We start from the raw sequence: 24,052 nt of genomic DNA on the forward strand, positions 1-24,052 counted from the left end.
GGGCTCCGGGCCGACCGGGCCACCACCCCGTTTCACCGACCCCACCGCTACCGGCGGTGGGCTCACCCCCGGCTCAGCGGAAGTCGGCGGGGTCGACGGAGGCGTCCCGGGCCCGGGCGGTCAGGTACCCCCAGGCGTCCGGACGGGAGCCGTCGGCGTCGGTGAAGCCGAACTCCCGGGCGAGATCGGCGGCGGACAGCGAACGGCCGGACCACCGGGCGACCGCCGGATCGCCGGCGAGGGCGACCAGGGCACGGGCCACGTACACCGGCGACTCGGAGATCGCGAACGACGGGTCCTTCTCCGCCCCCTTCCGCCAGTTCTCCTCGGTGACCTCGAAGTGGGTGTCCAGCATCGCCTCCGACCGCAGCCAGCCGGGCGTCAGGCAGACCACCGAGACCCCGTGCGGACGCAGCTCCCCGGCCAGGCAGCGGGCGATCCGGATCGGCGCGTTCTTCGCCAGGTCGTAGTAGAGCGGTGCCCGGTAGTCGCTGTTGCTCTCCGCCGTCCCGTCGGTGACCTCCACCAGCAGTCCTCCGGGACGGCGCATCAGCAGCGGCAGGGCGTACCGGGAGGTGATCAGGTGCGTCTCCACGCCCAGCCTCAGCGCCCGCATCCCCTTCTCCGGGTCGTGCTCCCACAGGGGTCGGTCCCATTCGACGAGGTGGTCGGCTCCCCAGATGTCGTTGACCAGGAGGTCGAGCCGGCCGGATTCGGCGTCGATCCGCTCCACCAGGGCCCGCACCTCCTCGTGCCGCAGGTGGTCGGTCGGCACGGCGACGGCCCGGCCGCCGGAACCGGCCTCCCGACCGGCGGCGGTCGCCAGTTCGGCCGTTCCCTCGATGGTCTCCCCGGCACGCCCCACCTCGCTGATCCGTTCGCGGGTGGTGCGACCGGTGACCCAGACCAGGGCCCCGGCCCTGGCCAGTTCCACGGCCATCGCGCGGCCGGCGCCCCGGGTGGCGCCGGCGACGAGCGTGATCCGGTCGCGCAACGGGGCCCCGGCGGTGGGATCGACGGCGGGGGAGCGACCGGCTCCGGGCGGGGTGGGCGCGGTCGTGGCTTCGGTACCGACTTCGGCGGATGTCACGTCACTGTTCCCTTCGAGCGGCGGGACCGATCGGCCCCGCCCGAACGACACTGCCGGCGATACCCGACACCTCTTGTCCGGTTTTTGATCCGGTACTCCATCGGGCTCGCCACCGGCGTCTTCTCCCGGCCGTCCCGCCGGGTACCCCGGTGGGGCCGGTGGACCCCGTCCCCGGGGCCGCTCTCCGGGTGCGGGACCGGCCCGGAGGCCGGATGCTGGATGACGTGCTGGACGAGACGGAGTTCTGGGAGTTGATCGACTCCACCCGCGAGGCGGCGGGAGGCGATCCGGACCGCCATGCCGAACTCCTGGTGGATCGGCTGACCGATCTGGATCCGCAGACCGTGGTGGACTTCGCCCGGCACTTCGAGTCCCGGTTCGTGCGCGCCTACCGCTGGGATCTGTGGGGGGCGGCGTGGGTGCTGCTCAACGGCGCCAGCGACGACTGCTTCGAGAACTTCCGGTGCTGGCTGATCTCACGGGGCCGACGCGTGTTCGAAGGGGCCCTGCACGATCCGGACGCCCTCGCCCACCTGTTGACGGGGTTCGACCCCGACGCGGAGGGCGAGGCCGAGGAGATCGGTTTCGCCGCCTTCGACGCGCACGAGCAGCTGACCGGCGAGGAACTCCCCGACCTCGGCCTGCCCGTGGTACCGCGGGAACCGCTGGGAACGCCCCTGGACTTCGAGGAGGAGCGGGAGCTGGCCCGCGCCTACCCCCGGCTGTGGGCGCGGTACCGGTCCGGGGCGACGAACGCCCCGGCGACCGGGGAGGGGAACGGTGGAACGGGCGGTGAACCCGGGTGCGACGCGGCGCGCGGAAACGCGGGTCGAATGCCCGGTGTTGCCTAGGGTTACCGCATGACACCCCCTCCTCCCCCTTTCCCCGCTCCCCCCGACCCGCCGTCGGACACCCCGTCGGGGCCGGAGTCCGAGGACGCGCCCGACACCCCGCACCGGATCGCCGTCACCGGCGCCTCCGGGCTGATCGGCTCCGCCCTGGTCCGTTCCCTGCGGGCGGACGGCCACGAGGTCGTCCGTCTCGTCCGCCGCGCGCCCTCCGCGCCCGACGAGGCCCGCTGGGACGCCCTGGCCCGGGACCCGGGAACGACCGTCGCCGCGCTCGAGGGGTGCGACGCCGTGGTCCACCTGGCGGGTGCCGGCGTCGGCGACCGGCGGTGGACGGACTCCTACAAGCGCGAGATCCGTGACAGCCGGGTGCTGGGCACCACCGCCGTGGCGGAGGCGGTCGCGGAACTCGCGAAGACGGGAACCGGTCCCCGGGTGTTCCTGTGCGGGAGCGCGATCGGCTTCTACGGCGACACCGGAGAGCGGCGGGTGGACGAGTCGGCTCCACCGGGAACCGGTTTCCTCCCGGAGGTGAGCGTGGCCTGGGAGGCGGCTGCCGAGCCGGCCGTCGCGGCCGGGGTGCGCACCGTCTTCCTCCGCACCGGACTGGTGGTCTCCCGGCGGGGCGGGGCCTGGGGGCGACTGTTCCCGATCTTCCGGGCCGGGCTGGGCGGGCGGTTGGGCGACGGCGGGCAGTACTGGAGTCACATCTCCCTGGCCGATCACGTGGCCGCGACGCGTTTCCTGCTGCGGGAGACCCCCGACGCGCTCTCCGGGCCGGTGAACCTGACCGCGCCGGAGCCGGTGACCAACCGGGAGGCGACCGCCGCGATGGGGCGGATCCTGGGGCGGCCGACGGTCTTCGCGGTGCCGGGGCCGGCCCTGCGGTTGGCGCTCGGCGAGTTCGCCACGGATGTGCTGGGCAGCCAACGGGTGGTGCCGCGCCGACTGCTGGAGGCGGGCTTCCGGTTCGCCCATCCCGGTATCGAGGACGCGGTGCGGGCGGCCCTGGAAACGGGCGATTGAGCACCGGGGGCGCCGGGCCCGGCGGGCGCCGCCGGCGACCCGTTTCCCCCGGGGACGCGCCGGTGGCGGGTCGTTCGGACGGTGCGACCCCGGGTACCCCGCCGTGGCGTGCGCCCCCGGTGCCCCCGTGCCCGGTCCGTGCCCGGAGGACCGGGCACCGGAGCCACCGTACGGTTCCAACCGCCTCCTCTCCCCGCGCCGTCTCCCGCCATCCGCCCCCTTCCCCGCCGGGGGGAGATTCCGGGTATTTCCCGACGCGTCGGTGGGCATGAGGCGAACAGACTTCCGACGGCGGAACGGCCCGTCCCCGGGTCGCGCCGGCCGATCACCCACGGGAGGGCATGTGCTCGACAGTCGAACACCCGATCCCATGGATCGTCCCGAACGTCCCGCCCCCCGGGGCGTGCCCGACACGTCCCGACCGCCCGACGGGAACTTCCCCCTCCCGGGTTCCGGGGACCCCCACCCGGCCGGGAAGGGGGACACCGACCGACCCGCGCCGGCGGCCGATGTCGTCGTGGTGGGCGCCGGGCCCGCCGGCCTGGCCGCCGCCCGACTGCTCGCCCTGGCCGACATCCCGGTGACCGTGTTGGAAGCCCGCGACCGGATCGGCGGACGCATGGCGACCGACCACCGGGACGGTTTCCGCCTCGATCGCGGCTGGTGGCCCGCCCTGCCCGGACTCGACGGCCCGGAACTGCGTTCCCACCTCCCCGATCCGCCCCGTGTCCGGGCCCTCACCGGCGGTGTCCTGCTGCACGCCGACGGCCGTTCCCACCGGCTGGGGGGCTCCGGCCACCGTTCCGACGGCCTGCCCCGCCACGGCGGTCGCTCCCTGACCGGCGCGCTCGACCACGCGTGGCTGCGCGCCAACCTCGGCCGCCTGGCCCTCCTCGACGAGGAGAGACTGGCCTCCCGCCCGGAGACCTCCGTGGACCGGGCGCTGGAGGCGCGGGGCGTCCCCGCCAGGATCGCCGAGGGTTTCCTGCGACCGCTGCTGGCCGCCCTGCTGTGCGACCCCCTGTTGACCACCTCCTGCCGGCTGGGTGACCTGCGACTGCGCGCCTTCGCACGCGGTGGCCTGGCACTGGTCGCCGGCGGAACCGATCGGCTGCCGGCGCGGCTCGCGGCCGACCTGCCGCCCGGCTGCGTGCGCACCGGTGTCCGGGTCTCGGCCGTGCGCACCCGGGAGGTCGAGACCGAGGGCCACGGCACGCTGCGCTGCCGGGCCGTGGTCGTGGCCACCGACGCCGAGGAGGCCGCTCGGCTGCTGCCCGGCCTGCGCCGGCCCGACCACCACCCCGTGACGGTGCTGCACCACACGGCGGACCACCTCCCCGACGCGGGCCCGACCCTGATCGTCGACACCGCCCGGGGCGGACCGATCGCGCACACCACGGCGGTCTCCGCCGTCGACCCGGAACGGGCCCCGGACGGACGCGCCCTGATCACCTCGGTGGTGCTGGGCGCGGAGGCAGGGGAACCGATCGAGACCCTGGACAAAGCGGCCCGGAGCCAACTGGCCAGGCTGCACGGCGTCCGCGCCGAGGAGTGGGAACTGCTGGCGGCCTGCCACGACCCCCGGGCCGCTCCCGCGTTGCCGCCGCCCTACGCCCCGCGCCGGCGGACCCGGCTGCTGGAGGGGTTGTACGTCTGCGGCGGACACCGGGCGACCCCCGGAGCGGGCGGCGAACTCGCCTCCGCCCGGCTGGCCGCCGAGGCCGTGCTGGCCGACCTGGGGGGGCGTCGGACGACCGCCGACGACCGCGTCGCCGCCTGATCCCGCCCGGGGCACGGGACGGGTTCCGTACCCGCCGACGGGCCGGCGGGAACCCCGGAGGAGGAGACGGGGCACCCGTCGGCCCTTCCCGTACGCCCCCGAGCCCGATCCCCGCCGGTCATGGCCGGGACCGGGGAGGGGCCGAGGACGGGACCACTTCCGGCACGGGCCCGGATCAGCCCGTGGCGGAGATCCGTTCGCGATAGCTGCGCGCCGCGGTGGTGTCGCGGTGCGGCTCCAGCCGTCGCTCGAAATCCCGCAGGTACTCGTGGGCACGCACCGAACGCATCTCCACCGCCTGCTGGGCGGCCTCGGCGGCGAGCACACATGCCTGCTCCACCTCACCGAGCCCCAACCGGGCGGTGGCCAGCACCACCCGGGTGAAGAGCCGGCTGCGGGCGTAGGCGGGGGCCCGCAGTTGCAGGGCCCGGTCGGCGTACCGCGCCGCCGAGCGGTACTGCTGGAGGTCGCGGTGGCAGTGGGCGAACTCGTCGGCGAGCTGCGCCTCGTCGAAGAAGCGGATCCACGGCGGGACGTCCTCCCCGTGGCGCTCGCCGTGACGTTCCGTGTGGCGCTCCCCCTGACGGACGGTCTCCATCGCCCGCTCGGCCCGGGTGAGCGCCGCGGTGCAGGAGCGGGTGTCGGCCAGGAGGGCGTGCCCCCGGGCCTCGGCGGCGTGCAGGAGGGCCTGCACCTGCTGCGGGGCGGTACCGGAAAGCCCCTGTTGGGCGACCCGGGCGAGCTGCACCGCCTCGCGGCCGTGCCCCAGATGGGCGGCCTGACGGCTCATCGCGGCGAGCACGAAGGCGCCGTGCACGCGGTCGCCGGCGGCCTGGGAGAGCCGCAGCGCCTGTACGAAGTACCGCTGGGCCAGGCCGTGCGCCCCGATGTCATAGGCGGTCCACCCGGCCAGGCGGGTGAGGTCGGCGGCGGCCCCGAAGAGCCGCCGGCCCATCTGCTCCCCGTAGGTGCCGCGCAGCAGCGGTTCCAGCTCGTGCTCGAGGTAGCGGATCAGGGCCTGTCGGGCGTGGCCGCCGCCGTAGGCGTGGTCGAGGGTGCGGAACAGCTCGGCCACCGAGCGCAGGGCGGCGAGGTCCCCCGCGGTGACCCGCCGGCCGGGGCCCCGCTCGACCGGATCCCGCCCGGCCATCGGGGCCCCGCCCCGCGCGCCGATGGCCAGGGGTGCCGGGAGGCCCGGGGCGGCGGGGCCGGGGATGCCCGGTGTGCCCGCGGTGCCGAGGTGGGGGCGCCCGCCGGTGCTCCTGCCCTGTTCGGGGACGCGGGCCGGACGGTCGGGGCGGTCCGCGAGGAGCCCGCCCGGCCCGCCGGGCGCGGGAACCCCGCGCGAGACCCGCTCGTCGGGCCGGCCGATCAGCCAGTCGCGGCTGGGCACCACCAGTCCCGCCGGGGTGAAGGCGATGCGTCTGAGCTCCGCGTACCCGCCGGTGTCCTTGCGCCACAGGCCGGAGACGATCTCCACCGCCTCGTGCGGGCCGGCGGCGAACTCCAATCCGGCGTAGACCGGTGCGCAGGCCTCCAGGCCCAGGTCGCGGGCCGAGAGCCGGCGACCCAGTCGACGGGTGAACACCTCGGCGATCAGCGCCGGGGTGGTGCCCCGGGGGCGCTGGCCGCGCAGCCAGCGGGTGACGGAGGTCTTGTCGTAGCGGAGGTCCAGCCCGTGCTCGAGGCCCAACTGATCGACCCGTCTGGCCAGCCCGGCATGGGAGAAGCCCGCTTCCGCGATGAGCGCGGCGAGCTGGCGGTTCGGGGGGCGGCGGGGGGACTGGGGGGTGGAGGAGTCTCCGGGGCGTTCCGTGGACATCAGCTATGCGGTCTCCTGCCATACGGCCGTGCGGCACCCGGGTGCCCTGCTGGAACGGCGTGAATGTAGCCGGAGGATTGCCGCATTCGGGCGTTTCGCCTCATGATTCATCCGTACGTGTGAGCACCGGGGGCGTATCCCGTGGCCCTCCGGCAGTCGTAGAGTGGAGTCCCGGGCGCCCTCCTGGATCGGAACGACCGGCTCCAGCGGCGCGGAGACGAGAGGAAGCGCCGCAGTGAGTGAGCTGCGCTTTGTCCACCTCGGGTTCGGTCCGGAGGCGGTCGAGTACCACGCGGGATGGCAGGAGCAGCGTCGGGTGCACACCGACCGCTTCGCCGACGTGATCCCGGACACCTGCCTGCTCCTGGAGCACCAACCGGTCTACACGGCCGGTCGGCGGACCGAGGACGCGGAACGACCCCTGGACGGCACCCCTGTGGTGGACGTGGACCGGGGGGGCAAGATCACCTGGCACGGCCCGGGGCAGTTGGTGGGGTACCCCATCCTCAAGCTCCCCCGCCCGGTGGACGTGATCGCCCACGTGCGCCGACTGGAGGAGGCCCTGATCCGCACCTGCGCCGTCTTCGGTCTGACCACCACCCGGGTGGAGGGCCGCAGCGGGGTGTGGGTACTGGGCGAGACCTCGACCGGGACGATTCCCGCCCCCACCGGTGGACTGTCACTGGACTTCGACCCCCGCTTGAACGACGAGGAGTTCGACCCGCGCCTGTGCGGCCCGCAGTACGCCCCGTCCAACGCCGGCCAGCGGGGCGAGGACCGCAAGCTGGCCGCCATCGGGATCCGGGTGGCGAAGGGCGTGACCATGCACGGCTTCGCCCTGAACTGCAATCCCGACAACACCTCCTACGACCGGATCGTGCCGTGCGGCATCCGGGACGCGGGGGTCACCTCGCTCTCCCGGGAGCTGGGGCGGGAGGTGACCGTCGGGGAGGTGCTGCCGGTGGTGGAGCGGGAACTGGCGGCCGTCATGGGCGCCGAGGTGGCCGAACCGCGTCCGGTCTGACCGGACGCCCCTCCCGCCACCGGGGCCCCGCCGCCGGGGAACGGCCCCGCCCCGGTGGCGGGGCCCCGGGAAAGTGGGGAAGGACCGGCTCCGGGCCCCGGAAGTCAAGGCGTACCCTGGGGTGTGCCGAGGAATCGAAAGTCGTAGGGAGTCGGACGTGTCCGCTGTCGCACCCGACGGTCGCAAGCTGCTCCGGCTGGAGGTCCGCAACAGCGAGACCCCCATCGAGCGGAAGCCCGAGTGGATCAAGACCCGGGCGAGGATGGGCCCCGAGTACCGCGAACTGCAGGGTCTGGTGAAGCGGGAGGGCCTGCACACGGTCTGCCAGGAGGCGGGCTGTCCCAACATCTTCGAGTGCTGGGAGGACCGCGAGGCGACGTTCCTCATCGGCGGCGAGCAGTGCACCCGGCGGTGCGACTTCTGCCAGATCGACACCGGCAAGCCCGCCGAGTTCGACCGTGACGAACCGCGACGGGTCGCGGAGTCGGTGCGGCAGATGGAACTGCGGTACGCGACGATCACCGGTGTCGCCCGGGACGACCTGCCCGACGGTGGTGCCTGGCTGTACGCGGAGACCGTCCGCCGGATCCACGACCTGATGCCGGACACCGGTGTGGAACTGCTGATCCCGGACTTCAACGCGGTGCCCGAGCAACTGGCCGAGGTCTTCTCCTCACGGCCGGAGGTGCTGGCGCACAACGTGGAGACGGTGCCCCGGATCTTCAAGCGGATCCGTCCCGCCTTCCGGTACGAGCGTTCCCTCGAGGTGATCCGCCGGGCCCGCGAGGACGGTCTGGTCACCAAGTCGAACCTGATCCTGGGGCTGGGCGAGACCCGCGAGGAGGTCTCCGAGGCCCTGCGCGACCTGCACTCCGCGGGATGCGAGCTGATCACCATCACCCAGTACCTGCGGCCCACCCCCCGGCACCACCCCGTGGAGCGGTGGGTGAAGCCCGACGAGTTCGTCGAGCTCGGGACGGAGGCCGAGGAGATCGGTTTCGCCGGTGTGATGTCGGGGCCGCTGGTGCGTTCCTCCTACCGTGCCGGACGGCTGTACAAGCAGGCCCTGGAGAAGCGCGGCGCGGCCTCCCCCGCGGCCTGAGCGACCGCCGGCCCGGACCCCGATCCGAGGCGCTGCGGCTCGGTACCGGGGTCCGGTTCCCGCGACGCCGGTCCGGCGCCCCCGCACCCCTCCGCTCCACCCCGTGAGGGGCACCGGCGCCCCGGCGTCGGGTCCCGGGAGCGGGGTGTCACCGTCCCCGCCCGGGGCTCGGACGATCGACCGGCGCCCCGGGATCCGCCCCCGTGCCCCTGGCCGTAGACTTGCCGACATGGCGAGGAAGAAGAAGGCGGACTCCGCTGCCCCGGGGAGCACGGAGAGCCCGGAGAGCACCGAGAACCCCGGGCGGCTGAAGCAGATCGGCCTGACCTACAAGATGGCCAGGCGGGTCGACCGCAGGATCGGTTGGATCCTGGCGGCGGTCGGCCTCGGCACGTTCGGCGTCATGCTCGCCATCGGCTTCCTGATCGGTCGCCCGATCTACCTGGGGCTGTTCGGCGTCCTCATCGCGCTGCTGGCCACCGCGATCGTCTTCGGCCGACGTGCCGAGCGGGCGGCCTTCTCCCAGATGGAGGGCCGACCCGGCGCCGCCGCGGCCGTGTTGGAGAACATGAAGCGCGGCATCGTCTTCACGCCGGCGGTGACGATGAACCGGCAGCAGGACATCGTGCACCGCGCGGTCGGCAAGTGCGGCATCGTGCTGGTGGGCGAGGGCAACCCGAACCGGCTGCGGACCCTGCTGGCGGGCGAGAAGCGCAAGATGGCCCGGGTCGTCTCCGACGTCCCGGTGCACGACGTGATCGTCGGGGACGCGGAGGGGCAGGTGCCGCTGCGCAAGCTGCGCTCCACCATCCTGAAGTTCCCGCGGGTGCTGGCGGGCCCGCGGGTCACCGAGGTCAACGACCGACTGCGCGCGATGGGTGATCTGCTGAGCAACATGCCGGTGCCGAAGGGGCCGATGCCCAAGGGGCTGAAGCTGCCCAAGGGCCAGATGCCCCGGGGTCGCTGAGCTCCTGCCCGCGGCGTTCCTCCCGGGGCCGTTCCCGGGAAAAAAACACACGCGACGTTCCCTCGACGCTTCCCCGAGCGTCTCCCACTCCTCCGGGCGGGTGAGACGCCGACGGGAATTCGCGGGGCACCGCCTCCGGGCCCCGGCCGTACGCCATCGGCCGGGGCCCACGCGCGCGCGGGCCCCGGCACCGCGGCCGTTCCCGGCCGCGAAGAGGGCAACGCGCCCGACCGACGGCACGGGCACCGGGAGCGCGCCGGAGGGACGTCGGGGCAACCGGATCGCCCGACCGGGCGGCCACCGCGGACGCCCCGCGGACCGGGCGGTGTCCGGGCGGCGGGGAACGGTGGTCGGGGCGGGCACGGGGCGGTGGTCGGCGCCGGGAGTTCCCCGGAACGCGTCCGGTGTCCCGGGGCCCGGTGGTCAGATGCGGACCTGCACCGCGCGGGAGAAGCGGTCGTGGAGACCGCGGCCGTCCCGATCCCAGATCAGGGCGGGGACGGCGAGCGCGAGCAGCAGGGTGCGCAGCACCGTACGGGGGAAGGACAGCCGACGTCCCTCCACCGAGATCACCCGCAGGCCCAGCAGCCGTTTGCCGGGCGTGCAGCCGATGGTGCCGACCGTGAGCACGGCCATCACGACGAAGACGGCCAGGGTCCAGTTGCCGAGACCGGCCTGCCCGCGGGTCAGGAAACCGTATGCGATCAGCATGCACAGACCCCAGTCGAGGGTGATCGCCAGGAGCCTGCGACCGGGGGGCGCGACCGACCCGGGCCCGTGCTCGGGCAGACCGAAGGAGCTTCCCCGGTGCCCGAGGTCCGCGCCCATGCTCTCCGCACCGGCCCGCGGGCCGGACAGCCATGATCCGATTGCCTGCCTTTTGTCCACGCCTCCCACCGTAGCGCGGCGCGCACGGGGCCGGGCGGGCGGGCCGGAGAAACACCGGCGGGGCGGCCCGGTGACCCGTTCGGAAGAGGGTTCGCCGGTTAACATCGGCGAAACAGTCGGGTCATGCCCGAGTAATGGCGGGTCTTTAGTGTCGACCGCGGCAGGCCACCGGACTGCACCCCGAGCTGCGAAACGTCCCGCCGGTCCCGGCGGGCTGGGAGGACATTCGGATGTTCCAGAACGCCGACGAGATCAGCAAGTACATCGCGGACGAGGACGTCAAGTTCATCGACGTCCGCTTCTGCGACCTGCCGGGCATCATGCAGCACGTGACCGTTCCGGCCGGGTCCTTCGACCCGGCCGAGTCGCTGATGTTCGACGGCTCGTCGATCCGCGGCTTCCAGGCCATCCACGAGTCCGACATGGCTCTCGTCCCGGACCTGTCCACCGCGCGGGTGGACCCGTTCCGCAAGGACAAGACCATCAACATCAACTTCTTCATCCATGACCCGATCACGGGCGAGGCCTACAGCCGCGACCCGCGGAACATCGCGAAGAAGGCCGAGGCCTACCTGGCTTCCTCCGGCATCGCCGACACCGCCTACTTCGGTCCCGAGGCCGAGTTCTACGTCTTCGACGACGTGCGGTTCGAGACCAAGTCGAACGCCGGTTACTACTACATCGACTCCGTGGCGGGCGCCTGGAACACCGGCGCCATCGAGGAGGGCGGCAACCGCGGCTACAAGGTGCGGTACAAGGGTGGTTACTTCCCGGCCCCGCCGGTGGACCACTTCGCCGACCTGCGCGCCGAGATCAGCCTGGAGCTGATGAAGGGCGGCCTGGAGGTCGAGCGCCAGCACCACGAGGTCGGCACCGCCGGTCAGGCCGAGATCAACTACAAGTACAACACCCTGCTGGCCGCCGCCGACGACCTGATGCTCTTCAAGTACATCGTGAAGAACGTCGCCTGGCGCAACGGCAAGACCGCGACCTTCATGCCCAAGCCGATCTTCGGCGACAACGGCTCCGGCATGCACGTCCACCAGTCCTTGTGGAGCGGCGGCAACCCGCTGTTCTACGACGAGCAGGGCTACGCGGGCCTGTCGGACACCGCCCGCTACTACATCGGCGGCATCCTCAAGCACGCCCCGTCGCTGCTGGCCTTCACCAACCCGACGGTGAACTCCTACCACCGTCTGGTGCCGGGCTTCGAGGCCCCGGTGAACCTGGTGTACTCGCAGCGCAACCGCTCCGCCGCGATGCGCATCCCGATCACCGGTTCCAACCCGAAGGCCAAGCGCGTCGAGTTCCGCGCCCCGGACCCGTCCTCCAACCCGTACCTGGCCTTCTCCGCGCTGCTGCTGGCCGGCCTGGACGGCGTGAAGAACAAGATCGAGCCCGCCGAGCCGGTCGACAAGGACCTCTACGAGCTGGCCCCCGAGGAGCACGCGGGCATCCCGCAGGTGCCGACCTCGCTGCCGGAGGTCCTCAAGGCCCTCGAGGAGGACAACGAGTACCTCCAGGCCGGTGGCGTCTTCACCGCCGACCTGATCGAGACCTGGATCGACTTCAAGCGGGAGAAGGAGATCGCCCCGATGCAGCTGCGTCCGCACCCGCACGAGTTCGAGCTCTACTTCGACGTGTGACATAACCGCAGCTCAGGGCGCTTGTCAGTGCCCATGGGCCGTCTGTGGGCCGTCGGCCGCTCGCTTCGCTCCCCGCAAGCGAGCGGCCGACGGCCGTTCCCGTCCCCTCAGTCGGTGCCCTCGTTCGCGGAGTCGGGCCGCTCGAATGCCGAGTCGATCGCCCTCCGGGTGCGGTCATGGCTGTTCGGCATGAGGTGCGTGTACGTCCGCAGGGTGAAGCCCGGGTCGGAGTGCCCCAGGTACTCGGCCAACGCCTTGATGTTCTCCCCCGCGTCGAGCAGTACCGAGGCGTAGTAGTGCCGCAAGGCGTGCATCCCGTGCTCACGGGACCTCTCGAAGGTCCGGCCCGGAACGCGCTCCGGGATCACCCCGGCGGACACGAGAGCGGGCTTCCACAGGAACCCGTTGATGTAGTTCCGGTTCAGTGCCTTCCGTTCCCGCGAGTAGAACAGCAGCAGAGCCTTTTCCATCGGCCCGTCCGGCGTCTTCCACGGCAACGCCACCTCGGCCGGGGGCCGGTGGGTGATGTGCGTCGCCAGAGCCCGCGACACCGTGTCGGGTAGCGGCACGTCGCGCAGCTTCCCACCCTTCGGCGGGGCGAAGACCATGCGCGCCCCGATGAGCTTCACCTGTCGCACGACGTGAATCACGCCTTCCTCGAAGTCCACGTCGTCAAGGGACAGGCCGAAGATCTCTCCCTGCCTCAAGCCGCATCCCGCGCCCACGTCCACCACGGCCGCGTACTGGCGGGGCAGCCCGGCCTGCACGGCGAGCACACGTTCCCGGGTCCACGGCCGCACCTTGCGGGGGTCGAGCTTCGGTGCCCGCACGGAGGTGGCCCGGCAGGGGTGCCGCGCGATGAGCCCGTCATCCACGGCGGCCCCGAAAGCCGCGGAGACGTTGGCGAAGATGGTGCGCTGATAGGAGGCCGCCATTCCCGAGTCCTTGAGAGCGCGGACCCATTCCCGGATATGGCCGGGGCGGAACGAGTTCATCGAGCGCGCCCCCAGGTGGGGGAAGACGTGCAGCCGGAACCGCAGCTCCATCGACACGGCCGTGGACGGATCGACCACCTGTGAGGCCAGCCACGATGTGGCGAACTCTTTGAAGGTCGCCTTGCCGTCCGAGGGGTCGATGTACTGCCCCCTCAGCATGTCGGCCTCGATGCGAGCGAGCCACTGTTCGGCAAGGCGCTTTTGGCGGTCGGGGAAGCTCTTGGACTTCTCGCCACCGTCCGGGCCGATGTAGCGGGCGCGGTAGCGCAGGCCGGTGCCGTGGCGGTCGGTCCTGACCCGGCGAACGCTGCCGTCGGGCTGCTTCACGTCCTTGAACCAGCGATCCTGGATGTGTCCGGCCATGGGGTGGATGCACTCCTTCGAGCGGCGGGAGGGGCCCCGGCCGGGACCGGGGCGGGAGACGTTTCGGGGCGAGTCGCCGACAGTGCCGCTAGGCACTAGCGGGCAGCTCAGCGAGGGTGTGAGGCGCTAGCGGGGGTGCTAGGGCTAGCGGCACCGGCCGCTAGCCCTAGCGGCCGTTCAGACCGTGTGGCGGTGAATCCAGTCGCGGACTGCGGCGGGGTCGTAGCGCAGGTGCTTGCCGACGCGGACGGCCGGGGGGCCGGTGCGCCGTCGGCGCCAGGCGCGGACGGTCTCCAGCGGCACGCTCAGCAGGTCGGCGAGTTCGGTGGGGGTCAGGTAGCGGTCCGGGAGGCCGGTGGAGGGTGCGGACACGGTGGTGACTCCTTGTGCCGGTCACGGGCGTGGGAGGGGGAAGGAGAGAGTTCGTGCATCGCAGCGTCCGCAGCGTCCGCACCCCCCGGGAAAGCCGCTGTGAGCTGCGGAAACGGGGCGGACGCTAGGGCGGACACTGGGCGGACGCTACGGATTGCAGCGACCGCCCCGGATTTCGCTACCGCGTGTGATAAGCGCTGGCACGGGTGGTCGGAGGAGCCGCTTCGGGCAAGGCTGGTTGCCGGGGTCCGGTGGTCAGGGTGTAGATCCGTTGACGTTGCTTGCCGGTGCGCGCCTCGTTCACGTTGATGCCGATGGAGCGCAGCAGGGGGGCAAGGCGCTTGAGCTTGCCTCCGGCCCGGGTGGCGTCCTTGGGCCAGCCGTGGGGCCGGTGGCCCTCGACACCGGCGGGCAGCAGGAGTTCCAGTAGCGCGGCGGCGGTCCCCGACCAGGTGCCGTGGCGCTCCACCAGAGCGGCGACGGCCGCGCCGAAGGGGTCGCCCTCCAGCGCGTCGGCGGCGACGTTGGCACTGGCGGAGAGGTAGGCGGACAGGGTGTTCCACTCCTGGACCGCATCGACGGCCGCCAGCACACGGGCGAAGTCGGCCATGCGGGGCAGAGAGGCCAGGCGCACCCCGGGCAGCACGGCCATCACCGAGGCGAGCAGATCGAACAGGGCCGCGAGGATGGCCGGTCGGGCGGCGTCGAAGGCCGCGTCGAGTTCGGCCTCACCGCTTCTGCGGCTGGAGTCGATCAGCTCCAGGTCCAACATCAGCAGCCGTTCCGCCAGGTCCCCGGCCAGCGCCCCGGCGTCGATGGTGGTCATGGCCAGCACCCGGCGGAAGGACAGGACCACCACGTCGTCATCGGTGTACAGGGCTCGATCCACGATGCCGTCACCGGTCACGGCCTTGCACAGCGTGTCCGAGAGCCACGGCGGGATCACCGAGACGTTGTCCAGACAGAGCGCCCATGAGTTGAACGCCTGCGCCGACCACGACTTCACGTCCCGGGGGAGAGAGCGCTTGGGGGCGTCGGAGGGGTCGATCAGGTTGATGACCATCGACGCGGCCTTGGACTTGCCCGTCCCCTGCTCCCCTTTCAGGGTGAGGATCGGGTGGGGCAGATCCGGAATCCAGGCCGCGACCATCCAGGCGACGAGCTGCCGGAAGCCGGTGTCGTCGATGTTCATCAGTGCGCGCAGACGTTCCAGGCCGCCGAAGTCGTCGTCGGCGCGCGGGATGGGCATCGGTGCCATGGCCCCGGACCGGCGGAACAGGATCGGAGACCGCTCGGTCAGCTCCCAGCCGTAGGGGGAGACGACCACGCACCGGCCATCCGCAGTGCCCAGATCAACCACGATCGAGCCGTCGGCGGCCCGTCCGCACCGCATGTGCACCGGTACCGGATCGGACTCCCCCGCGATGCCCTCCAGCACCGTCATGGCGTCCGCGAGCGCGGATTGAGAGGGCACCTCACCAGCGTTGGCGGCCGTGAAGGTCCGGGCCAGACGTTGGCGCAACCCGGCCTTGCCCCGCAGCGGCAGCACGACGTTCGGCCCGTCGCGTTCGATGGCGTAGGGGCGGTTCCCGTCGGCCCCGGTCACCAGGTCGTACCGGGCGGTGGCCAGCTCCACGAGTCGGGAGGCGACCGACTGCTTCTTCTCCCCGCTCACGCGACCACCCCCCGACCGGTCATCGGGTCGGTCGGCCGACCGGTGGTGTTCACGGCCAACCGGTGGGCGTTCCCCGCGTCCCGGAGGGTGTTCACGGCGACCACCGGGATGACCGGTACCCCGACCGGTCGGGGTACCGGTTGGGCGGTCACTCCGAGGGGCGCCCCGCTGGTCATCCCGTCGGTGTTCACGGTGACCGGTCGGGTGTTCACGATGGCAGCGTCGCTGGTGAGGGGGCGACCACTCACGATGGCCGGGACGACCGGTCGCCCGCCGACCGGCAACCGACCGGTGGCCGGTCGGCCGGGGATGAACAGTCCGGGAGCGGTCGTGAACACCCGGCGCCGGGTGGTGTGGTTCACGGTGGTCACCACCCCTCGCGGACGGGTCGGTCGGGGGCGGTCGAGGGTGGGGGTGGGGGTGTGGTGCCGTAGGTCACCGGTCCCCCGCCGTCGGGTCGCACCATCAGCGGGAAGGTGCGGTGGGTGCCGTACAGGGCCCGACTCCAGCAGCTCGCCCGTCGGGTGGCGTCGGGCAGCAGGGACCGGTAGAGGCCGGTCGGGTCGGCCGGGTGGCGGCGGTCGGCGAACTCCACCGTCACCATCTCGCCCACCTCGGCCAGCACCGGCGCCGGGAGCGGTGGCGCCCCGGCCGCCGGGCCGTCGGTGGCCAGGTACAGGCACACCGTCGCTTCCCCCGCACTCATCGGCCGGGTGGTGGCCCGGGCGTACCAGTGGGCCAGGCACAGCCGGTAGGCCGCGTACCGGCAGGCGGCCACCTCGGGGAACTCCTCGTCCTCCAGGTCGGTGAACACGGCCACGGTCTCCCGGATGCCGTCCACCCCGAAGGTCAGGAGCGCGTTGGTCACCGCGCCGGTCAACGGTCCGAACCGGTGGTCGGGCAGCATCTCCGCGCATGACTCGAACAACGCCGTGCCCACCTCCGGATAGGTCAGCTCCACACCCAGCAGCGGCACTGTCGGCAGCAACGCCCCCGGCAACACCCGATGGGTCAGCACAGCCGCCGAAGCGTTCTCCCCGCGCCGCATCAGAAGTCCCCCTCGGTGTCCCACTCGTAGCCCGGGTACAGGTCCGTGCCGGTGTAGGCCCGCCAGGTGTGGGCGGCGGCGTCAACGGCGCCCCGGGCGATGGTCTCCGGTGAGGAGGACTGCCACAGAATCGTCAGAGCCCCCAGTTGCCGACTGCGCACCACCCGCCGGGCGTTGGGGAACAGCGCCCGGTGCCGGGTCGAGATCTCCTCGGTGGCCAGCTCCTCCAGATCCAGCAGCACGTACCCGCGCTGGAGGAGGTCCCATTCGTGCAGCGTCTCCGTGCCGACCCGCTCTGCCCCCTGGCTGATCCAGGTCTCCACCAGACCTTCGTCACCACGCCGGTACCGGTACCCCGTGGGCATCTCCGACACGTACAACGCCATCCCCCGCTCCCCGGCCGACAGGTCCGACAGGTCCGACAGGTCCGACAGCTTCACCGTTCCGCTCGGTGAAGGGCTGGAAGCCGCTCCAACGCGCGGCGCCACCAACAGATCAGGCATGATGAAACAGCCCCTTTCAGGGGTTCAGGGGAGCGGCTGTCTGCTTGGCGGTAGGAAGCCGCTCCCCGCCTTTTTGCGTGGACCACAGCCTAGCGGTGGCCTAGGCCACTGTCTACCAAAAGCGGCCGGGTAGAGGAAATTTCCCTACCCGGCCGCCTGGAGCTCCCTGTGGGGCCTCTGCTAGTCGCTGGTCACGTCGTAGTCGTAGGAAGCCCATCGACCGGGGTGCGAGACGGACTCGCCGTACTCGATCACGCTGCCCTCACCGTCGTAGAGCCAATTCCGCCCGGCCCGCACCGGCGACCCTTCGGCCACTCCCAGACGCGCCGCGTCCTCTGCGGTCGCCGCCCGGGCGGTCACCTGGTCCCGCCCCGTGACGTAACGGCGGCCGGTGGCCGTCTGGATGTAGCCGGGAGTCCCCTCCGGGATTCGCTCGGTCTCCAGCAGCTTGGGAGCGGAGGCGGCCAAGGAGCCGTCGAACCAAGACCGGGAGGCCGAGACCGGCTCATCGTCCTTGTAGGTGACGCGCTGCCGCTCAATCACCTCGACGCCCGCTTCAAGCCCCAGAGCCGCCGCGACCCTTTCGTCAGCGCTCACCAGTTCGGCGGACACGATCTTCGCGTACTCGCCGGTGCCGTAGATGCGGCCGGTGCGCCGCATCGCGGTGAAGCGAGCCTGCGCCGAACCCCCGGCCGACGGCTGGGCACTCACCACCGTGCCCACGCCCTGGATGGACTCGACAAGCCCTTCCGAACGCAAGGCGGCAAGCACCTTGGTGGCCGTGGCCCGCGACACACCCCACTCGGAGCTGATCTGCCGCTCGGACGGCACGGCGCTGCCCTCTTCGAGAACGCCGTCGGTGATCTGCGCTCGGATCGACTGGAGGATCTGGAGATAGGGCGGCAACGGCCTTTCGATCTTCGGAGACATGGGATCTTGTCCTTCGGTAGTTGGTGGTGGCCTAGGCCACCACCAACTGTAGCGCGCTATCGGGGCGGGTGCGCATGAGGTCCGTCACGCCTCCTGTGTGCCGCTCTCTCGTGACAGTGCGCACCGGGGAGGGAGGCAGGAGGACGCTCGGGAAATGGGCGCTCAGGCCCCGGGAGAACCCGGTTCGAGGCGCCTCTCCTGACTCCCTCCTATGGAAATTCCCTGATCAGCTGAGGGAGGCAGGGTGAGGGAGGCAGGTAGGGAGTTCTCCCCGCATCCCTGCGGCCTCCCTGTCGCGGTCAGTGACAAGGGCATGAAGGAGCGGCCTTCGGCCGCGCGTTCCTCGGTCGCCTCCGGCCGGGAAGGGTGCGCCCGGTACGGCGGGGTGCCGGTACACGGTGGCCGGGCGTGGGCTCTTAGGAGGGGAGGCAGCGTCCGCCCTAGCGTCCGCCTCCCCACGGAAGACCGCTCTGACCTGGGGTGATGCCTTCGAGGAAATGGGAGGGCGGACGCTGACCGAGATAGCGTCCGCCTCAGCGTCCGCCACGTTCTCGCAGGTCAAAGAGGCCTTCCAAGGGGAGGCGGACGCTGCGGACGCTGTATTCCCTCAATCTCCAAGGAGGAAGGGAGAGGGGTGTCTCTCCGGGCAAGACTTCGACACCAGGTGCCCGACCGTGGGACGACTCCCCGGTCTGTCACCTGTCACCCCAGGGTGAGCGGCGTCCACCCCCCTTGGAAGGCGGTTCTGACCTGTGAGTTACAGGTGACAGTGACAAGCCGGATGACAGGTGCCCCGCCGAACCTCCGCTCCCCTAAGAGACCACGCCCGGCCACTGTGTACCGGCACCCCGCCGTACCGGGCGCACCCTTCCCGGCCGGAGGCGACCGAGGAACGCGCGGCCGAAGGCCGCTCCTTCATGCCCTTGTACCGGCTACCGGCTACCGGTTACCGGCAAGCGACGGGCGACCCTGGCGGGGTGCGGATGGCGCCCCGAGGGGGTCACCGGCTACCGCCAACTTGGCGGTAGCCAGTAGCCAGTACGGGCCGCTTGTCGCCTGTCATCTGCCGTCCGGCAAGAACGGGCTCCAGCCCGGGCGTCCCTCCCCCTGACCAGGGAGACGCCAAGCGACAAGACAGGCGACAAGCGACAAGCCGTGAGAGCGGTCGGCTGTGAGAGCAAGAGGAGCACCAGGCGCCGCGTGCTCCTCTTGCTGTCACGGTCCCGGGGCCGTCCCCGGGCCGTGAGAGGACGGCCCGGGACGACCAACGATGACCAACAATGACCGCCCCGTTCCACTCCCCCACTGGTCAACGGCCCTGTGAGCAGGGGCGTCCCGAGCGGCGGTCAGTTCTTCGACGTGTGAGTCGCGCCGGGTGACCCGCTCGCCTCTCCGGGTCGGAGCACCTCCGGGACCCCGGCCGCCATCGGCGGCCGGGGTCCCGGCGCGTGCGGGCCCGGTTTCCCCCGTGACGGGCGCCGCCGTCGGAGGGCCGGTCGGTCCCGGGCCGTTTCCCTGCGGAGCGGGCCCGACGACCGGTGACCGGTTCGGAGCGGGTCAGAGCCTGCCGGCCCCGGCGCTCTTCGCGATGTCCTTCACGGCCTTGGCGACCGGGTCGGCACCCTCGTACAGCCAGGGGGTCCAGCCGACATCGGTGCCGATCTCCTGGCCCGGGCGGGCGGCGTTGTGCTCGGCCACCACGTCGACCCGGTGCTTCTTGCCGAAGCCGTTGAGGTACGTGCCGGTCTCGTACAGGTCGGTGCCGTTCCAGCGGTAGGCGATCTGCTCGGGGCGGATCGGTCCCTCGAAGTAGTTGTTCTCCGCGTGGATCCTCGAGTCCAGGCCGACGCCCCAGGCATAGTCGAAGGGGCCGGAGGCCTCGTCGTTGACCAGGTAGTGGTTGTTGTAGACGTGCACCTGGCCGCGCCGCACCCGCGGGGAGCGCTGCAGGACGTTCTCGAACAGGTTGTGGTGGTAGGTGACGCGCAGCTTCCCGATGTCCTCGGAGTGGCCGTCGCCGCCGCCGATCAGCATCCCCTTGTCGTAGTCGTCGTAGTGGTTCCACGAGACGGTGACCAGGTCGGATCCGCGGGTGATGTCCACCGAGCCGTCGTACCGCATGAACGGCCGGCCGAAGTACTCGGTGTCCGGGCGTCCGCCGCTCTTGAAGGTGTTGTGGTCCAACCAGACGTTGGTGGAGCCGTAGACCCAGATCGCGTCGTACTCGGAGTTCCAGTTGCCCGAGGAGCCGTCCAGCGGGTCCCACTGCGGGAAGCAGTCCTCGACCTCGGCGAAGGTGATGTTGCGGACGATGACGTTCCGGGCGTCGCGGATGTACATCGCGGCGCCCTCGATGCGGGCGTCCTTGCCCAGGCCCACCAGGGTGGTGTTGGAGGGCACGCGGTAGATGTGCTGCGACTGGTTGCGGTACGAGCGGACCCGGGCGTCCTCCAGCGGGCCGGAGGGCCGGGCGGTCATGCCCCAGGTCTCCGGGTCGTACGCCTCGAGGTAGGCCTCCAGGGAGTACTCGGGGTCGGCGAAGTCGGCGCACTCCAGGGGGTTGCCGGCCGCGTCGACGTTCATGTCGATGGTGCCCTCGACGTAAACGATCTTGGGTGTGTCGTTGTTCTGCGGCCCCAGCGCGGCGAGCAGTTCCGCGCGGTTGGTGACGGTCCGGACGTTCTCCGGCGACGCCGAGGCGCCACCGCTGGTGCCGGCCCCGTAGGCGGCCCAGCCGTCCCGGGGACCGAGAACCTCGTGGCCCAGTTCGTAACCGGCCCCTTTACCCGGCTTGCCGGGGATCTCGGGCTTGCCCGGCTTGCCGCCGGGCGCTCCCATCGCGACGGGGGCGGTGATCGCCACCATCACGACGGCACAGGCCCCGGCGAGGACCTTCGTGCTGAGTCTCATCGTTGAGCTGTCTCCCCTCGGAGTCGTCCTCTCCAGATCGCGCCCCGTCCTCCGACAGCCGACCCGTACGCAGGCTCACGGACCGGGAAGTCCGCGGATTCCTGCAAAGGCTTGTTGTCATGGCCACCGAGATCGGGTGCGATGGGGCTACATCGTGGTGGTAAAAGCCTGGCCGGACAAGAGATGTCACACGGAAACCCGGGTTCACCCGGTCGTTCACCGACTTCGAGCGTGGCAATAATGCAATCGGTTGCACTGATCATCACGGGGGGTGACGGCCAGTGGCCCGATTCGCCCCACCGGGACGCGCCGTCCGACCCGCCCGGATCCCACCACCCGGGAGCCCCGCACACGGCGACGTCCCGGCACCCACCGATCGATCGACCGACCGGGGAACACCGGGACGTCCGGGGCGAAAGGGGGCGCTGGACGGCGCTCCCGTCCGCGCCGGCTACCGCGAGGAGCGGTTGCGCATCACCTGCTGGGCACAGACCAGACCGAGCACCAGCACCACCCCGCCCACCAGGATGTTGTTCCAGATGGCGGCGGCCGTGGGATCGGTGCCGACCACCCAAGGGGAGAAGATCAACCAGGCTCCCATCGCACACATCGCCCAGCTCAGGCCGTACATGCGCGCGGGCGCCAGGGCGAACCCCAGGGCCAGCAGGGCGATGGCGAGGCCCAGCACCAGATTGTGCGCGGCCAGATCGGACTGTCCGGTCCCGATCGCGTCCACCACCCATGGGGAGATGGCGCAGTAGAGGCCCGCGAGGAACACCGGACCGTCCACGAGCGCCACGTCCCGGCCTCCCAGCACGCGGGAGTAACGGGCCTGCATCTCCGACTCGTCGGGGTGCCCGGCGAAGTCACCCCGCCGCGAAGAGACGTCCGCCATCGAACTCACCTCCTCCGGTCCGGGCGAGTGCGGCTGCACAGGACTGCCACGGACCACACTCCAATTATGGGCGAATCACTACAAAAGCGCCCCCGCTTTCCCTGCGCCGAACAGGGCCCGTACCGAACGGGGCATCGACAACGATCGGGGCGGCGGACTCAGACCGGACGAACCATCGTCCAACCCCGATCCACCAGCCGTGGCAGGTAGTGGTCGAGCGCCGCCACACTCTGCGAACGGTCCCCGCCCCCGTCGTGGGCCAGCACGATCCCGCCGGGGTGGGCACCGTCCAGCACCGTGCCGGAGATCGCGGAACTGCCGGGCCGGGTCCAGTCCTCGGTGTCGATGGACCATCCCAGGGGTTCCATGCCGAGTTCCGCGCAGACCTCCAGCGAGGGTCGGTGCCAAGCGCCGTAGGGGGCCCTCGCCCAGCCGGGCGGGCCGCCGAGGGTCTCGGCGAGCAGGTCGCAGGTCCGTCCCAGTTCCTCCCGGACCCGGGTCCGGGAGAGGTGGTCCAGCCGGGGGTGGGACCAGGAGTGGTTGGCGATCAGGTGGCCGTCGGCCGCGACCGCCCGCAGCAGGTCGGGATGGGCCCGGACGTTCTCCCCGATGACGAAGAAGGTCGCCGGGGCACGGTGCCGGCGCAGGATCTCCAGGATCCCGGGGGTCCAGTCGGGGTGCGGACCGTCGTCGAAGGTGAGGGCGATCCGACGGGTCCCGTCCGCGGGGAGGGTGAGCCGCGCGGCCTCGCGCACCGGCACCGCGCCGCGCGGCGTCTGCGGTCCCGCACCGCCCGCGAACGGTCGCATGCGGTTCACGTCCCCGGCCGGGGCCGATCCACCGGTCCCCCCGGCGGCCGGGTTCACACCGCCCCCGGGGCCCGGGGGGAAGCGGTCCGGGCCGTCGACCAGGAGACGGTTGAGCCCCAGCAGGCCGACGCATCCGACGACGCCGAGGAGGGAGCGCCGGCCCGGCAGGCGACTCCACCCACCGGATGATTTGTCAGATGACCCATTTGTCATACCTTACTGTTCTCATGCTGACTGCCCGGGGGAATCACACCACGCGGGCCCTCCGGTGGCCCGCACCCCATCGGGTGCGGGCCACCGGAGGGCCCGTACGCCACCGCCCCCGCCGGGTCGGGGACCCGGCGGGGGCGGTGGCGTGAGCCGGGGTCGGCGACCCCGGCGCGATCAGCCCCGTTTCCCGGCCCGCTCCTCCGCCACGGCCAGGATCTCCGTAACCCGGGCGCCGAAGCGCACGTCGCAGGGGTGCGGTTCACCCCCACGCGCCGCCTCCAGCAGCGCGTCGATCGCCCGGCCGAAGGCGAGCGGGGCCACTCCCCGGTCACGCTCGGGCAGCCGGGTCGCCCCGGTCGGTCCCCGCAGCTCGGCCTCCACCACCGCCGCCTCCGGGGGCACCGTGAGGCTCAGGGTGACCGTCGAGACGGCACCACCCACATGCGGCAGCAGCAGGTTGACGGTGTCCCCCGGCCCGCGCACCGCCGCGATCCGGTCGGTGTCGGTGACATCGCCCAGGACCGGGAGCAGCACCGAGAGCACGTGCGGCCCCACATCCCACAGCGCGCCGCGCTCGCGACGCCACGGGGAGGCCGAGTAGGCACTCTCCCTGCCTCCCAGCACCGCCGAGAGCCACTGGGCCCGCGCGGTCAGCCAGCCGCCGACCTCCCGCTGCTCGGCGATCCACTCGGCCGCCCGCGGGGCGAAGCGCAGGGTGAAGAAGACCACCGAGGCCACCCCCGCCTCCTCCACCGCGGCCACCAGTCGACGGGCGTCCTCCGCCTCACTCGCCACGGGCTTGTCCAGCAGCAGGTGGCATCCGGCGCGGGCGGCCCGGATCGCCAGGTCGGGCTGGATGTGGGGCGGCAGGGCCACGGTCACCGCGTCGCAGGCGGCCAGCAGCTCGTCCACGTCCTCGAAGACGGTGGTGCCCAGCTCCCCCGCCACTTCCGCGGCCGCCTCGGGTCGTCGCCCCCAGACCCCGACGAGTTCCGTGTCGGGGTGGTCGATCAGGGCCGGGCCCTGTGTCGCGCGGGCCCAGGGGCCGGTGCCCAGCAGTCCGAATCGCATACGGGTGTTCTCCTCACGTGAACCACCAATCCTACGGAAGCCGCTGTTCACGGCCGTTTAACAGCCGGGCAACGACCC

20 protein-coding genes and 1 pseudogene are annotated in these 24,052 nt (G+C 72.0%); 7 read left to right on the forward strand and 14 right to left on the reverse strand.

What is annotated here, in order from left to right:
• Window positions 1-73: 73 nt before the first annotated feature.
• Complete coding sequence (locus LZF96_RS15715; protein ID WP_233872261.1) at window positions 74-994, reverse strand: SDR family oxidoreductase; 921 nt, start codon at window positions 992-994, stop codon at window positions 74-76.
• A 308-nt stretch (window positions 995-1,302) separates the two neighbouring features.
• Between LZF96_RS15715 and LZF96_RS15720 the strand changes: the two are divergent.
• From LZF96_RS15720 to LZF96_RS15730, 3 genes and pseudogenes are all read left to right on the forward strand, one after another.
• A pseudogene (locus tag LZF96_RS15720) lies at window positions 1,303-1,830 on the forward strand (DUF4240 domain-containing protein); the annotation flags it as partial.
• Window positions 1,831-1,950: 120 nt separating this feature from the next.
• Window positions 1,951-2,964, forward strand: a complete 1,014-nt coding sequence (locus LZF96_RS15725; RefSeq protein ID WP_233872120.1) for a TIGR01777 family oxidoreductase — start codon at window positions 1,951-1,953, stop codon at window positions 2,962-2,964.
• A gap of 370 nt (window positions 2,965-3,334) precedes the next feature.
• Complete coding sequence (locus LZF96_RS15730; RefSeq protein ID WP_233872123.1) at window positions 3,335-4,744, forward strand: FAD-dependent oxidoreductase; 1,410 nt, start codon at window positions 3,335-3,337, stop codon at window positions 4,742-4,744.
• A 175-nt stretch (window positions 4,745-4,919) separates the two neighbouring features.
• On the opposite strand, the gene LZF96_RS15735 is transcribed toward LZF96_RS15730, so the two are convergent.
• Window positions 4,920-6,566 (reverse strand): regulator, encoded by a 1,647-nt coding sequence (locus LZF96_RS15735; RefSeq protein WP_233872126.1) that lies wholly within the window; start codon window positions 6,564-6,566, stop codon window positions 4,920-4,922.
• A gap of 235 nt (window positions 6,567-6,801) precedes the next feature.
• On the opposite strand from LZF96_RS15735, the gene lipB reads away from it, so the two are divergent.
• The 3 genes from lipB (at window position 6,802) to LZF96_RS15750 (ending at window position 9,659) form a co-directional block, all read left to right on the forward strand.
• Window positions 6,802-7,590 (forward strand): lipoyl(octanoyl) transferase LipB, encoded by a 789-nt coding sequence (lipB, locus tag LZF96_RS15740; protein WP_233872129.1) that lies wholly within the window; start codon window positions 6,802-6,804, stop codon window positions 7,588-7,590.
• A gap of 157 nt (window positions 7,591-7,747) precedes the next feature.
• The gene (lipA, locus tag LZF96_RS15745; RefSeq protein WP_233872132.1) at window positions 7,748-8,692 is read left to right on the forward strand and encodes a lipoyl synthase; all 945 of its coding nucleotides are present in this window, start codon (window positions 7,748-7,750) and stop codon (window positions 8,690-8,692) included.
• A 229-nt stretch (window positions 8,693-8,921) separates the two neighbouring features.
• Window positions 8,922-9,659 carry a DUF4191 domain-containing protein gene (locus LZF96_RS15750; protein WP_233872135.1) on the forward strand — a complete coding sequence of 246 codons (738 nt, stop codon included), beginning with the start codon at window positions 8,922-8,924 and terminating at the stop codon, window positions 9,657-9,659.
• A gap of 423 nt (window positions 9,660-10,082) precedes the next feature.
• Here the strand turns inward: LZF96_RS15750 and LZF96_RS15755 are convergent, their stop codons facing one another.
• Window positions 10,083-10,547: an RDD family protein gene (locus LZF96_RS15755; protein ID WP_233872138.1), complete on the reverse strand. Its 465-nt coding sequence runs from the start codon at window positions 10,545-10,547 to the stop codon at window positions 10,083-10,085.
• A gap of 230 nt (window positions 10,548-10,777) precedes the next feature.
• Here LZF96_RS15755 and glnA point away from each other — a divergent pair, with 230 nt between their 5' ends.
• The gene (gene glnA, locus LZF96_RS15760; protein WP_233872141.1) at window positions 10,778-12,193 is read left to right on the forward strand and encodes a type I glutamate--ammonia ligase; all 1,416 of its coding nucleotides are present in this window, start codon (window positions 10,778-10,780) and stop codon (window positions 12,191-12,193) included.
• Window positions 12,194-12,300: 107 nt separating this feature from the next.
• Here glnA and LZF96_RS15765 read toward each other — a convergent pair whose 3' ends face one another.
• The 11 genes from LZF96_RS15765 to LZF96_RS15815 form a co-directional block, all read right to left on the reverse strand.
• The gene (locus LZF96_RS15765; RefSeq protein ID WP_233872143.1) at window positions 12,301-13,551 is read right to left on the reverse strand and encodes a site-specific integrase; all 1,251 of its coding nucleotides are present in this window, start codon (window positions 13,549-13,551) and stop codon (window positions 12,301-12,303) included.
• A 177-nt stretch (window positions 13,552-13,728) separates the two neighbouring features.
• Window positions 13,729-13,923, reverse strand: coding sequence for a helix-turn-helix domain-containing protein (locus tag LZF96_RS15770; RefSeq protein ID WP_233872146.1), 195 nt, complete (start codon window positions 13,921-13,923; stop codon window positions 13,729-13,731).
• Between the two features lie 178 nt (window positions 13,924-14,101).
• The gene (locus LZF96_RS15775) at window positions 14,102-15,598 is read right to left on the reverse strand and encodes an ATP-binding protein (RefSeq protein WP_233872149.1); all 1,497 of its coding nucleotides are present in this window, start codon (window positions 15,596-15,598) and stop codon (window positions 14,102-14,104) included.
• Window positions 15,595-15,960: a hypothetical protein gene (locus tag LZF96_RS15780; protein ID WP_233872152.1), complete on the reverse strand. Its 366-nt coding sequence runs from the start codon at window positions 15,958-15,960 to the stop codon at window positions 15,595-15,597. The genes LZF96_RS15775 and LZF96_RS15780 overlap by 4 nt, the downstream gene beginning before the upstream one ends.
• A gap of 5 nt (window positions 15,961-15,965) precedes the next feature.
• Window positions 15,966-16,646, reverse strand: coding sequence for a hypothetical protein (locus LZF96_RS15785; protein WP_233872155.1), 681 nt, complete (start codon window positions 16,644-16,646; stop codon window positions 15,966-15,968).
• Window positions 16,646-17,149, reverse strand: a complete 504-nt coding sequence (locus tag LZF96_RS15790) for a hypothetical protein (RefSeq protein ID WP_233872158.1) — start codon at window positions 17,147-17,149, stop codon at window positions 16,646-16,648. Before LZF96_RS15790 ends, LZF96_RS15785 begins: the two co-directional genes overlap by 1 nt.
• 180 nt (window positions 17,150-17,329) lie before the next feature.
• Window positions 17,330-18,079 (reverse strand): GntR family transcriptional regulator, encoded by a 750-nt coding sequence (locus tag LZF96_RS15795; protein ID WP_233872161.1) that lies wholly within the window; start codon window positions 18,077-18,079, stop codon window positions 17,330-17,332.
• Between the two features lie 1,557 nt (window positions 18,080-19,636).
• Window positions 19,637-20,989, reverse strand: coding sequence for a polysaccharide lyase family 1 protein (locus tag LZF96_RS15800; protein ID WP_233872164.1), 1,353 nt, complete (start codon window positions 20,987-20,989; stop codon window positions 19,637-19,639).
• A gap of 451 nt (window positions 20,990-21,440) precedes the next feature.
• A complete protein-coding gene (locus tag LZF96_RS15805; protein WP_233872167.1) occupies window positions 21,441-21,884 on the reverse strand; it encodes an SPW repeat protein in 444 nt (147 codons plus the stop codon).
• A gap of 158 nt (window positions 21,885-22,042) precedes the next feature.
• A complete protein-coding gene (locus LZF96_RS15810; RefSeq protein WP_233872169.1) occupies window positions 22,043-22,693 on the reverse strand; it encodes a polysaccharide deacetylase family protein in 651 nt (216 codons plus the stop codon).
• Window positions 22,694-23,077: 384 nt separating this feature from the next.
• Entirely contained in the window at window positions 23,078-23,974 is an 897-nt protein-coding gene (locus tag LZF96_RS15815; RefSeq protein WP_233872171.1) for a Gfo/Idh/MocA family protein, read from the reverse strand.
• Window positions 23,975-24,052: the final 78 nt, after the last annotated feature.

The organism is Streptomyces sp. ST2-7A (assembly GCF_021390475.1).
In the GTDB taxonomy this organism is placed as follows: Bacteria; Actinomycetota; Actinomycetes; order Streptomycetales; family Streptomycetaceae; genus Streptomyces.

What these genes read in the sequence shown, in the direction of transcription:
- LZF96_RS15725 (WP_233872120.1), top strand. Translation starts at nt 1,951, where the DNA reads ATGACACCCCCTCCTCCCCCTTTCCCCGCTCCCCCCGACCCGCCGTCG.
- LZF96_RS15730 (WP_233872123.1), top strand. Translation starts at nt 3,335, where the DNA reads ATGGATCGTCCCGAACGTCCCGCCCCCCGGGGCGTGCCCGACACGTCC.
- LZF96_RS15735 (WP_233872126.1), bottom strand. Translation starts at nt 6,566, where the DNA reads ATGTCCACGGAACGCCCCGGAGACTCCTCCACCCCCCAGTCCCCCCGC.
- LZF96_RS15750 (WP_233872135.1), top strand. Translation starts at nt 8,922, where the DNA reads ATGGCGAGGAAGAAGAAGGCGGACTCCGCTGCCCCGGGGAGCACGGAG.
- glnA (WP_233872141.1), top strand. Translation starts at nt 10,778, where the DNA reads ATGTTCCAGAACGCCGACGAGATCAGCAAGTACATCGCGGACGAGGAC.
- LZF96_RS15765 (WP_233872143.1), bottom strand. Translation starts at nt 13,551, where the DNA reads ATGGCCGGACACATCCAGGATCGCTGGTTCAAGGACGTGAAGCAGCCC.
- LZF96_RS15785 (WP_233872155.1), bottom strand. Translation starts at nt 16,646, where the DNA reads ATGCGGCGCGGGGAGAACGCTTCGGCGGCTGTGCTGACCCATCGGGTG.
- LZF96_RS15790 (WP_233872158.1), bottom strand. Translation starts at nt 17,149, where the DNA reads ATGCCTGATCTGTTGGTGGCGCCGCGCGTTGGAGCGGCTTCCAGCCCT.
- LZF96_RS15795 (WP_233872161.1), bottom strand. Translation starts at nt 18,079, where the DNA reads ATGTCTCCGAAGATCGAAAGGCCGTTGCCGCCCTATCTCCAGATCCTC.
- LZF96_RS15800 (WP_233872164.1), bottom strand. Translation starts at nt 20,989, where the DNA reads ATGAGACTCAGCACGAAGGTCCTCGCCGGGGCCTGTGCCGTCGTGATG.
- LZF96_RS15805 (WP_233872167.1), bottom strand. Translation starts at nt 21,884, where the DNA reads ATGGCGGACGTCTCTTCGCGGCGGGGTGACTTCGCCGGGCACCCCGAC.
- LZF96_RS15810 (WP_233872169.1), bottom strand. Translation starts at nt 22,693, where the DNA reads ATGCGACCGTTCGCGGGCGGTGCGGGACCGCAGACGCCGCGCGGCGCG.
- LZF96_RS15815 (WP_233872171.1), bottom strand. Translation starts at nt 23,974, where the DNA reads ATGCGATTCGGACTGCTGGGCACCGGCCCCTGGGCCCGCGCGACACAG.